General features: G+C 35.9%; 11 protein-coding genes and 1 other RNA gene. 6 read left to right on the forward strand and 6 right to left on the reverse strand.

All coding sequences use genetic code 11. The features are described from left to right. Positions 1-21 precede the first annotated feature (21 nt). Entirely contained in the window at positions 22-582 is a 561-nt protein-coding gene (locus ACOH2D_RS00785; RefSeq protein WP_449534100.1) for a DUF4126 domain-containing protein, read from the reverse strand. Positions 583-667: 85 nt separating this feature from the next. Continuing rightward, positions 668-2,095: an ATP-dependent DNA helicase gene (locus ACOH2D_RS00790; protein WP_449534148.1), complete on the reverse strand. Its 1,428-nt coding sequence runs from the start codon at positions 2,093-2,095 to the stop codon at positions 668-670. A 205-nt stretch (positions 2,096-2,300) separates the two neighbouring features. On the opposite strand from ACOH2D_RS00790, the gene ACOH2D_RS00795 reads away from it, so the two are divergent. Genes ACOH2D_RS00795 through rsmD form a run of 3 tightly spaced genes read left to right on the forward strand, consistent with a single transcriptional unit; the run spans position 2,301 to position 4,382 of the window. Continuing rightward, a complete protein-coding gene (locus ACOH2D_RS00795; protein WP_348035905.1) occupies positions 2,301-3,026 on the forward strand; it encodes a hypothetical protein in 726 nt (241 codons plus the stop codon). A 4-nt stretch (positions 3,027-3,030) separates the two neighbouring features. Next, positions 3,031-3,840 carry a DUF3822 family protein gene (locus ACOH2D_RS00800; RefSeq protein WP_449534101.1) on the forward strand — a complete coding sequence of 270 codons (810 nt, stop codon included), beginning with the start codon at positions 3,031-3,033 and terminating at the stop codon, positions 3,838-3,840. Beyond that, complete coding sequence (gene rsmD / locus ACOH2D_RS00805) at positions 3,840-4,382, forward strand: 16S rRNA (guanine(966)-N(2))-methyltransferase RsmD (RefSeq protein WP_449534102.1); 543 nt, start codon at positions 3,840-3,842, stop codon at positions 4,380-4,382. Before ACOH2D_RS00800 ends, rsmD begins: the two co-directional genes overlap by 1 nt. A 175-nt stretch (positions 4,383-4,557) precedes the next feature. Here the strand turns inward: rsmD and rnpB are convergent. Next, positions 4,558-4,895: RNase P RNA component class A (gene rnpB, locus ACOH2D_RS00810), an RNA gene on the reverse strand. A gap of 237 nt (positions 4,896-5,132) precedes the next feature. On the opposite strand from rnpB, the gene dnaX reads away from it, so the two are divergent. From dnaX to ACOH2D_RS00825, 3 genes are all read left to right on the forward strand, one after another. Beyond that, positions 5,133-6,866, forward strand: a complete 1,734-nt coding sequence (gene dnaX, locus ACOH2D_RS00815) for a DNA polymerase III subunit gamma/tau (RefSeq protein ID WP_449534103.1) — start codon at positions 5,133-5,135, stop codon at positions 6,864-6,866. Between the two features lie 55 nt (positions 6,867-6,921). After that, entirely contained in the window at positions 6,922-7,482 is a 561-nt protein-coding gene (locus tag ACOH2D_RS00820) for a hypothetical protein (protein ID WP_449534104.1), read from the forward strand. 73 nt (positions 7,483-7,555) lie between these two features. After that, positions 7,556-8,137, forward strand: coding sequence for a MiaE family protein (locus ACOH2D_RS00825; RefSeq protein WP_348035900.1), 582 nt, complete (start codon positions 7,556-7,558; stop codon positions 8,135-8,137). A 92-nt stretch (positions 8,138-8,229) separates the two neighbouring features. Here the strand turns inward: ACOH2D_RS00825 and ACOH2D_RS00830 are convergent, their stop codons facing one another. The 3 genes from ACOH2D_RS00830 to ppk1 all read right to left on the reverse strand — a co-directional run bounded on the left by ACOH2D_RS00830 (position 8,230) and on the right by ppk1 (position 11,823). Further along, the gene (locus tag ACOH2D_RS00830; protein WP_348035899.1) at positions 8,230-8,757 is read right to left on the reverse strand and encodes an outer membrane beta-barrel protein; all 528 of its coding nucleotides are present in this window, start codon (positions 8,755-8,757) and stop codon (positions 8,230-8,232) included. Positions 8,758-8,850: 93 nt separating this feature from the next. Continuing rightward, positions 8,851-9,759, reverse strand: a complete 909-nt coding sequence (locus tag ACOH2D_RS00835; RefSeq protein ID WP_348035898.1) for a Ppx/GppA phosphatase family protein — start codon at positions 9,757-9,759, stop codon at positions 8,851-8,853. Between the two features lie 3 nt (positions 9,760-9,762). Then, a complete protein-coding gene (ppk1, locus tag ACOH2D_RS00840; RefSeq protein ID WP_348035897.1) occupies positions 9,763-11,823 on the reverse strand; it encodes a polyphosphate kinase 1 in 2,061 nt (686 codons plus the stop codon). Positions 11,824-11,926: the final 103 nt, after the last annotated feature.

The raw sequence follows: 11,926 nt of genomic DNA on the forward strand, positions 1-11,926 counted from the left end.
AATTAAAACTATTTAAGGTATTTACGATTTGGAATGTCTAATCTTTTTATAAAGTTTAAAAATGATGAACAAAACACATATAACCAAGAGCACTGCAACAATTGGCAAAAAAATGGCAAAGAAGGAAATGATGATGGAAGCACCTGTTTCAATGGTTGATACTAACGGATTTCCAAATCCTGCGGTTGAAACTGTTGAGGTAATGCGAGATGCTCCTGCAGCACTTTTTATGGTGGCAGCGGTTCCGCCTCCAGCGATAATGGCCAATGTCCAAGTGATTATGGGGCTTAAATCGACCATTGTAGAAACCATGATTGCGGTTCCGGCAAGGGTTGCTAACGGAATGGCAATCGTATCCAATAAGTTATCGACGAAAGGAATATAATACCCAAGAATTTCAATTAAAGTGGCCACACCAAAAGTAATGACAGCTGACAGACTTCCTATCCAAAGCCATGAGGCGTTAAGTTCCCATACGTTAAAATAAGAAGCCAAACTGAGCGCAAATAAGGGCAAGAACACTCTAAACCCAACTGAAGCAGCCAGTCCTATGCCGAGGCAGATGCTGATGATGGTTTCCATTTTTGTTGTTAGTTGTTAAGTCGTGGATCGTAAACTGAAGTTTAGCTTATAAATTAAAATTTCTCTTTACGGATTTAAGTGCTTTCTATGGATTTTCAAAAAACTCCTCAGGAAAACCTATCAGATACAACTTCTCTTTTGCTCTGGTTATGGCGGTATAAAGCCATCTCAAATAATCCTTGTCAATGCCGTTGGGCAAATAAGGCTGTTCTACAAAAACCGTATGCCACTGTCCACCTTGTGATTTATGACAGGTAATAGCATAAGAAAACTTGACTTGTAAGGCGTTAAAATGCTTGTTGTTCTTGATTTTTAAAAACTTTCTATAATTAGAGGTTTCATCTTCATAGTCTTTTTGAACTTCTTGATACAACCTATTAGACTCCTCATAAGGCAATGAAGGCGATTCGGCTTCAATGGTATCCAAAAGCAAAACGGTTTCAAAAGGTGCCATTTTTGGATAATCCACCATTTGCACTTTCACTTCCGCAAATCGAAATCCGTATAAATCCTGAATGCTAAAAATCTCCAAAACCTGAATGATATCGCCATTGGCAATAAATCCGGCTTCGGAAGTTGGTTTGACCCAGAAATAATTATTCTTGACCACCATTAAAAAATCGCCGACTGTGAGTTCATTCTCATTGTTTAAAATGCGTTCTCTAATTTGCTTATTATAAAGGTTAGCCCGTTTGTTGCTTCTTACAATAATGGCCGTTTCCTCATGGCCTTGGTCGGAATAGCCGTCATTTATGGCATCCATAATTTCATAGCCATCCACTAATCGCACAATATCTGAATAGCCGTTAAGATCAAATTTGAAAGACTCAAAAAATTCACCTTCCAAAACTTCTCGAAGATGGGTAGCGTTCATCAAAATTCCAGAATCCTGTTCTTGCCGTACAACTTCGTCCAACTCCATGGAAATGACGTTTTTGTTGTAATTAAGATTGAGTTGCATGCTGTCCAATGCCGGACTTAAATCAGATTTGACAGGTGGCAACTGCGCTTTATCGCCTATAAGTAATAATTTGCAATTATGACCTGAATAAACGTATTGCATCAAATCATCTAATAAGGACCCATTTTCGAATAAACTGGAATCTGAAGGTGTATCCGGAATCATAGACGCTTCATCAACTATAAAAATAGTATCCCGATGTTTATTGGGTTGCATCACAAACTTGACGCCACCACCTTTATCCTTTTTGGGGAAATAAATTTTCTTGTGAATGGTAAACGCTTCCTTTCCCGAATAATTAGAAATTACCTTCGCTGCGCGTCCTGTCGGTGCCATTAATACTGCACTTTTTTTGATGTGCCATAAATTGGAAACCAAGGTGCCGATAATACTGGTTTTTCCAGTCCCTGCAAATCCCTTTAAGAGATATAATTGATTTGAACTGGTGTCAAAAACGAAATTTGAGAGCTGATCCAGCACTATATTCTGTTTTAAAGTGGGTTCAAACGGAAATTTTTGTTTTAAAAGCTTATAAAATTCAGAGGTGTTCATCGGCATTGGAGTCGTATTTCTAAAAGTGGAAAGGTAAGGCTTATAAGGTTTTGATGGAACTTAATGACCATATTTTTGAAGACCTGAAACAATTTATAACAAATACATTTTTTAATTTCAGCTTTTTTATTAGGTTTGGTTTTCGTGAATAAAAAAAAATTGTAGATTTGCGATAGACCAATTATAAAAAATAAACTCACAAACTATGCTAACAGTAATTCTTGCTATTGTAATTGTCGTCCTTCTTACGATTGGAATCGTATGGGTGATTGACAAATTTGTACCTAAAAACTTTAAGCCAATTTTACACATTGTACTTTGGGCAATAATTGCTTTTCTTGGCTATCAAACCTTCATGTCAGTTTACGGAGAGATCCAATTCAATGAACTTAAGGAAAAACGCTATTCTGTAGTTATTGAAAAATTAAAAGATATTAGAGATGCAGAGTTAGCATACAAACAAGTGAACGGTAAATTTACAGATAACTTTGATGAATTAGTAAAGTTTATTGAAACTGGGAAGTTTACAATCACGCAACGTAGAGACTCCACTGTTTTTGATGCCGAAGCAACAAAGCGTTTTCATGGTGTTGTGACTACAAAAGAAATTGTAATTGTTGACACCTTGGCTTTTGTACCGGTTAAAGATTCTTTATTTGGAGCTGATACGCGTTATAAAACAATGATGAATGTTCCTGTAGGAAAACCAGGTGCGAAATTCGATTTGAAAGCAGGTTTCTTAGACAAAATTCCTGTGTTTGAAGCAAGCGTTGACAAAGCAATTATTCTTGATGGTGAAGATGAGAATCTTATCGCTAAAGAAAAACAAGTCGTTTCGGTTGATGGCGTTAATGGACCTACACTGTCTGTAGGATCCATGAATGAAGTTAAAACCAACGGAAACTGGCCTAAAAACTATTCAAAAGACTAGTAATTTGAATTCACATATAATAAAAGAACTGTCCATTCAAATTAGTTTGAGTGGACTTTCTTTTTGTATCCTTAACCGTTCTGATTCTGAAATTGAGTATTTAAAGCGCATCGACTTTAAAAACAAATTCGTGCCTGAAACAGTTTTGGAAGAATTAAAAGGCGTCCTTTCCTCAGAGCCACTCCTCTCCCAACCTTTCGAAAATATTGTGGTGCTTTTTCAAAATGAACTTTCTAATTTAGTTCCAGAAGAATTTTATGAAGAAAATAATGCTGCGGATTATCTGAAATTCAGTTCGAAAATTATCAGAACTGATTTTATTTCCCACGATAAAATTGAAGCTAATGACAGCGTCAATGTATTTGTGCCGTATATGAACATCAACAATTATCTTTTTGAGGTTTATGGGGAATTTGAATATAAGCATGCGTCAACGATTTTGTTAGAACAAATTTTGAAAGCGGAAGAAGGTGCTACTGGCGATAAAATGTACATTAACGTCGAACCCTTCCATTTTGAAATGGTTGTGGTTAAAAAAGGTAAATTTCAACTTTACAATACTTTTGAATATTTCACAAAAGAAGATTTCATCTATTTTGTACTTTTCAGCGTTGAGCAACTGAAATTAAATCCTGAAAACTTTACGGTTAAGTTAACTGGTAATATTATGAAGGATGACCCATTTTACCAATTGCTGTACACCTATATTAGAAATGTGGAATTCGATGAACCTTCTAAAACATATTCTTACAACGATACCCTTGAGATCAACTCAAAGCATCAGTACTCACTTATTTTAAACAGTTTTAATTAATGCGAATTATCTCAGGCGAATTTAAAGGAAGACGCATCTCCGCGCCAAAAAATTTACCCGTTCGTCCAACGACCGACATGTCCAAGGAAGCACTTTTCAACATCGTGAATAATAATTTTTATTTTGATGAGATTTCAGTATTGGACTTATTTGCTGGTACTGGCAGCATTAGTTATGAATTTGCTTCACGAGGCACAAAAAGCATTACGTGTGTGGATGAAGATTTCGGCTGTATTAAATTTATCAATAAAACTGCTGAAGAATTTGAAATGCCGATCACTACCATAAAAAGTGATGTTTTTAAATTTTTAGAATCAGCGAAACTTCAAGTGGATATTATATTCGCTGATCCTCCTTATGCTTTTAGTTTAGAGTTGTTTTCTAAAATTCCTGAATTGGTATTTCAAAATGGATTACTGAAAGATGAGGGACTTCTAATTGTGGAACATGCCAAGCAGTTGGATCTTTCAAAACTGCCTTACTTCAGTTATTCTAAAAATTATGGCGGAAGTATCTTTAGCTTTTTTGAAAAAGCTGAGTAGAAGTTATTACACAGAGATGCACAGAGGAAAGCACAGAGATATGCGGAGTTTTTCTTTAAGATATAATCTATGCTGGGTACATCAGCTAGATCTGGGAGAAATTTAATTTTACCTCTTCTTACCTTTATTTAGATATAAAAACACAAAGCTCCTTGGAAGTACCAAAGAGCTTGTTTGTTTAAGTAGATCTATAAGCCGAATTCTGTACATTTTTATTTTGGAAAATGAATCCCAAAAATAAAAATGCCCTTATCATTTATCTGAGTGTACTGTTACCAGCACACTTTAGCTGTCTACCCTCCAACAATCGAGCGTGCCGCCCTTAAACGTTGGTATACATGACATTGCACCACATAGAGTTTACCTGCTTTCACTACAGCATGACCTGTACATTCTTTCTGTTGCACTTGTCCTGATCTCACGACCGATGGCCATTAACCATTATGTTGCACTACGGTGTTCGGACTTTCCTCCACCCCGAAAAATCGGGACAGCGATAAGGCGATTTACTTGGGCGCAAAATTACTTTAAAGATTTAAGTACTTAGCGTTTTAAGCACCTAAATTTTTCATATTATTAAAAATCCATCTTTTTCAGTCCAATACTCAGGGCGCTTACAACTTATTACGCCCTTTGTTGATAACTAATACTAAAATCTCCGTTTGTAATTCCTTTATTGGTGCCGAATTTATAACTTTGTTCCTTTCAGTTAGAGGTCAGTTAGACCCGAACTTGAATCTAGCATAACCAATGGAACAATTCGTAGTATCGGCACGCAAATACAGACCACAAACCTTTAAGGATGTTGTGGGCCAGCAGGCTATTACCAATACTTTGTTGAATGCCATTGAACACAATCATTTAGCTCAAGCCTTACTGTTTACTGGTCCGCGTGGTGTTGGAAAAACCACTTGCGCGCGTATCATGGCTAAAATGATCAATAGTGACGGTACAGAAAAGGAAGATGAAGATTTTGCTTTCAATATTTTTGAACTCGATGCGGCATCTAACAACTCGGTTGATGATATCCGGAACTTAACGGATCAAGTTAGAATTCCACCACAAGTAGGGAAATACAAAGTTTATATTATTGATGAGGTGCACATGCTCTCTCAAGCTGCTTTTAATGCGTTCTTAAAAACCTTGGAAGAGCCACCAAAGCATTGTATTTTCATTTTGGCAACTACTGAAAAACATAAAATCATTCCAACCATCCTATCGCGTTGTCAGATTTTTGATTTTAAGCGTATTACGGTAAAGGACGCCAAAAACTATTTGCAATATATTGCACAAGAACAAGGGATAGACGCTGAAGACGATGCCCTCCATATTATCGCTCAAAAGGCGGATGGTGCCATGCGTGATGCTTTATCCATTTTTGATAGAGTGGTTAGTTTTTCTGGTAAAAACCTTACCAGACAGGCAGTAACAGAAAACTTGAATGTTCTTGATTACGAAACATATTTTACGAGCACGGACCTTATTTTAGAGAATAAAATTCCTGAGTTACTCGTTCTGTTTAATGAAACCTTATCAAAAGGTTTTGATGGCCATCATTATATAGCAGGTTTGGCTTCTCATTTTAGAGATTTAATGGTGTGTCAAAATGAACAGACCATAGAACTTCTTGAAGTTGGCGATGATACCAAAGTGAAATATATGGAACAGTGCAGAAAGACGTCTTATGATTTTCTGCTGAAAGGCATCGAGCTCGCTAACGACTGTGATCTCAAATATAAAAGCAGTAAAAATCAACGCCTACTTGTTGAACTCACCTTAATGCAACTTGCCTCTATCACTTTTGATGGAGAAAAAAAAAATAGCAAACATTACATAATTCCAGCATCTTACTTTAAGAAAAAAGGAATCACACCTGTGCCTGTAACACTTCCGAAGCAAGAGGAGATTGTTAGCACGCCTGCGGTCGCTGAACCAGCACAGATAAATGCTGAACCTAAAAAAACGGAAATCCCAAATCCGTATAGCCAACAAAGCACGCCTAAAATTGATTTAAAACCGGATGCCAATCGTACCTCGGGGCTTTCCTTAAAAAGTATTAAAGCTAAAAGAGAACATTTGATCAAACAAATGGAGGTTGTTATTGATCCTAATGATTTGCCATCAGATGATTTTACTCCTGAAGCCTTTTCAAAAGCTTGGGAAACCTACATCAACTCCTTAAATACAAAAGGAGAAAAGATCATGGTGTCGATGTTGGAAATGAGCAAGCCCGTTTTAAAGGGGGTTGAAATCCATGTCTCATTCCCAAATGAATCATTGAAGATAGAACTGGAGCGCGCGCAATTCCCATTGATGGAACATCTCAGAACAACGCTTCGGAATTTTAACTTATCTTTACATATCCATGTCAATGAGGAAATTGCCAAGCAATACGCCTTTTCATCGATGGATAAATATGAGAAGTTAAAAGAGAAAAATCCAAATATTGAGCTTTTGAGAATTACATTTGGATTGGATGTTTAACGTCAAACCATCATCTACCCGTTCTGAAGTATCAGGACAAAATCATCACTTATACATGAAAAACGTCCTTTTTGTAGTTGCTTTAATTTCAGTAGTTTGCTTGAGTTGTGATGGCAGGCAAACCAAAAAGGAAGCTTTAGAACGTGCTATAGCTAAACTCAACTTAAAAAGTAGTCCTATTGAAATGGTCACCTACCAACCAGAAGCCTATGTTGAAATCGTCACGGATACCATTATTTCCAACCACATAAAGGTTAACATCAAGAACTATTCGCTTTTAGATGAACAAATTCTTGTTTCAGATGCTACAGACGCCATTTATAAAAAGACCAATTACCAACGGGTATTTGCATCTGAAATAAGTATTTCTAATGCCTCTAAAGATATTTTTAGCATGCACATTTCTGCTAAACAATTTAAAACGATTAACGCTGAACCATTTTGGGACAGCGCGACTTTACAACATACTTGGGTAAATCAGGAACTTTCAACTGCAAACGATATCAAATTGGATATTTCCTTTATCAATCCTAAAAATAAGGCTTATAAATTCTACAGAATGTCTATTGATGCCAATGGTCAACAAACGCTTAACTTAATAGAAGAACATATTTAAAGAAAAAATAAAAATAACGTGATTTTTGCTTCGTCAAAATGACAAAAGAAGAAATTTTAAAAATTTAAAAAACATGCTCGGACTTAAATTACCTACTGATCCACGTTGGGTCAATATCGTTGAAAAAAATATAGAAGATATTTTAACAGATCATGCCTATTGCGAACAAAAAGCGACAAGCACAGCTATTTCTTTGATTGTTAGCTTTCCTGAATATACGGAGCTGGTACAGGAAATGGTGGCTTTGGTCAAAGAGGAAATCAGTCATTTTAAAATGGTACATGATCGCATCCTCGAAAATGGTTGGACGCTTGGGAGAGATCGAAAAGATGATTATGTCATTCAATTACTAACGTTTTTCCCAAAGGGTGGTAGCAGAACAACACAATTGGTCCACAGACTCCTTTACGCTGCACTTATTGAAGCTAGAAGTTGTGAACGTTTCCGATTGCTTTCAGAAGAATTAAAGGATAAAGAGCTGGCTGAATTCTACAGAAAATTAATGGTCAGTGAAGCCAATCATTATACGATGTTTTTAGGCTTTGCCAGACAATATGGCGATCGAAAAGAAGTGGATCAAAAATGGAATGAATTGCTTGATTTTGAAGCAGAAATCATGAAAAATTTAAGTGTCAAAGAAACCATTCATGGTTAGAATGCTATGATCTTAGTAACTAACATTTTCAATGAAAAAGTAAAGCTCCGATAATTTCGGAGCTTTACTTTTTTAAATAATTTTCAACGCTATTACAGCCTGTATGTAAAACCAAATTGCATGACACCTTGTTTGGCTTTAATATTTAAATCCTCGTCAAACACATTTGAAATTCCATATAAATAACGGAAATCGATTCCAATCTCGTCGGTAATCATATATTCGGCAAATCCAACACCTGAGAATGCGAAATTCTTAAATCCGTCATCTTTCTTATGAATTTTTAATCCTACCTGCGGGCCAACACCAACTTTAAATCCACCGAAAATATTGTAATTCAAGATGACTGGTAAGTTGAGATAATCCGTTTTATAATACTGTAAATTTGCTCCTTCAGGAGAATATTGCAATTCAGTCATTACCGCTAAGGTTTCGGTCAGGCCAAAATCTACAAAGGCACCAAATACAAATCCGAGTCTATGCGGATTGGCGACAATCCCATCGACATCATAATCCATGTTGGAAACGTTGGCCGCAAAGTGCACGCCGTACTTAGTGTCTTGAGAAAATGAAAAGGTGGTAATACCTGCAAAAAGTAAAAGAGTAAATATTTTTTTCATAGTTTCTTATTTGAGGTTGTGAATATATATTGAAATTAATCATTTCAAAGATATATTAGGTATGTAACAGTATAAAGAAGATAAACGGCTAGTTTATACCAAGCTTACACTTGAAACCGTACCAAAATAAACACTTTTAACAATCCCATCAGATAGTCCAATTTTAGGAACATAAATGTACTTGGCATTACTCCATTTCATGGCTGAAAGATAAATTCTGGTTGCTGGAATAATAACGTCCGCCCTATCTTGATTTAAATCCAATTCTGTAATTCGTTCTTCATAACTGTACGATTGTAACATATTGTAATAGGAGGTCAAATAGAAATACGTTAAAGGTTTTCCCATGGCTTTTCCGGAAATTTTAAAAATTTTATTGATGTTTCCACCAGAGCCTAACAAGTCAATTTTCTCAAAATCTTTGGTGTTTTGCTTGATCCACGTTTGCAACTCTAACCAAGTTTCTTTTTGAACCATATCATTCAACAATCTTACAGTACCAATCTTAATGGATTTTGAAGCTATGGTTGTTCCTTGATGAATCACAGAAAATTCACTGCTTCCACCACCTACGTCCACATATAAATAAGTTTTACCTCTATCGATAAAGCTGTTCAAATCAGTAGCCGCAATAATTGCCGCTTCTTCTTCGCCATCAATGATGTCAATCTTTATTTTCGTTTGTTTTTTGATGAGTTTTACAATTTCCTGTCCGTTTTCCGCTTCGCGCATTGCAGATGTTGCACAGGCTTTATAAACAACTACCTTATGCGATTTCATGAGTAACCTGAACGCGTTCATGGTATCAATCATGCGCATTTCATTTTCTATAGAAATTTTTTGGTTTAAAAACACATCTGCTCCCAAACGAATGGGCACACGAACCAATGCACTCTTTTTAAAAAGGGTGGGCTTTCCTTTTTGTTCAATGATATTAGAAATAAGCAAGCGTATCGCGTTAGATCCAATGTCAATTGCCGCGTATTTTTTAATTGTTAGCATAGTTTAGTTTTGCAGTTTATTAGCATAATAATCGTACATAGCAAATTGCGATCTGACTTTTGGCAAATTATTGTGTTTGTATTTATTTTCATGGTTACCACACAATAAACGTGCTTTAACATTGTCATTCCAGGAAATCTCAAAAACATCCAAAAGTTCATTTTTGATATCTTTATCATAGATAGGACAGGTCACTTCTACCCTATTTTCTATATTTCTTGACATCCAATCTGCTGAAGAAATAAAAACTTTGGGATCATTATTATTGCAAAACACCAACAATCTGGTATGCTCCAAAAACTTATCGATAATGCTGATGACCTCAATATTTTCGCTCATTCCTTTTATTCCAGGCACCAAGCAACAGATACCTCTAACGATCATCTGAATTTTCACGCCTGCTCTACTGGCCTCATAAAGCTTATCAATCATCATATAACTAGAAACACTATTGAGTTTCAGTTTAATAAATGCTGGTTTTCCACTTTGGACATTGAGAATTTCATTGTCAATGAGTTTATACAATTTTGTTTTGGTATAATGAGGCGATACAATAATATGTTTATACCTGAAGATTTTATAATTGGTTTCAAAAAAGTCGAAAACTTTAACCACATCTTTCAAAATCCGTGGATCGGAGGTGAATAAGGTATAATCGGTATACAGCGTGGCTGTGGATTCGTTGAAGTTGCCGGTACTTATAAATCCATAGTGTTTTATTTTATTGTTTTCTTCGCGTTCAATAACACACATCTTGCTGTGCACCTTAAGGCCTTTCACACCAAAAAGAAGATTCACACCGTCCGATTCCATTTGTTCGGCATAATCAATATTGGCTTGCTCATCAAATCGCGCTTGCAACTCAATGGAAACCGTTACTTTTTTGCCGTTTTTAGCAGCATTGATCAACGAGCTGGCTACATGCGAAATTTGCGCCAGTCGATAAATTGTGATCTTAATAGTTTTTACCTTCGGGTCCAAGGCGGCTTCCCTTAAAAACTTGACCACGTAGGAAAAAGTGTGATAAGGTGTATGCAGTAAATAATCCTTTTTGGCGATATTATTAAAGATACTTGTTTCTAAACTCAATCCTTTTACCGGTAAAGGTTTTATCTTTTCATACAATAAATCGGTTCGCCCCAAACTTGGAAAATCCATATAATCACGTCGGTTATGATAACGCCCTCCAGGAATAACGCTATCCTTGGAGTCGATGCCCATCATATTCATGAGTAATAACAAGGTTTCTTCATCTATCGTTTTGTCATACACAAATCGTACAGGTTCTCCAATTTGACGATGTTTCACACTGTCAGAAATTTTCTCGATAAAGCTTTTACTCAAATCGCTCTCAAAATCCAGTTCGCCATCACGTGTAATTTTGATCATGTGTGCTGAGATAGATTCGTACTCAAATATGTTGAAAATATCATTTAGACAATAACGCAATAAATCGTCCAACATGATGATATAATTGTCCTTGCCTTTTTTTGGCAGCACGACAAACCGATCCATTGTTTTAGGAATCTCAATAAGTGCGAACTGTTTTTTTTGATTAGTGAATACCATTTTCACCGCCAAATAGGCCGCATGATCTTTTAAGGTAGGTAGTTTTACCAGATCGCTCAAAATGATGGTAACCAATGCTGGACTTACGTACTGGATGAAATAGTTTTTAATAAAACGATGGTGGATGTCATCAATTTGAGTTTCGTTGACCATATGAATATTTTCATCTTCCAATCGTTTTTGTATGGCCGCTAAAATCTCAAGACTATCACTTTGCTGCTTAATGACAATTAGCGTGATAATTTCCAACAATTCACTTGCTGAAATTCCACCCAATTCACTTTTGCCAGTTTTTCCGGCTTGATCAATGCGTTTAACAGTGGCATATCTTACCTTAAAAAACTCATCTAAATTATTTGAGAAAATACCCAAAAAACGAAGACGCTCTATGAGAGGAACGGTTTCGTCTTCAGCTTCTTGCAAAACTCGTTCATTAAACTGTAACCAGCTTAACTCCCTATTGATGTATGTATTGGAATTTATATCTGTAACCATTAAGCGGGGCTGAATTATATCTCTGACAAATATATTCTATTTATAATTTAAAATAAAGGCACGATAGAAGATATAGCAGTTTGTTAACTTAAAAGATGCTCTT

This window comes from Gelidibacter sp. (assembly GCF_053579655.1).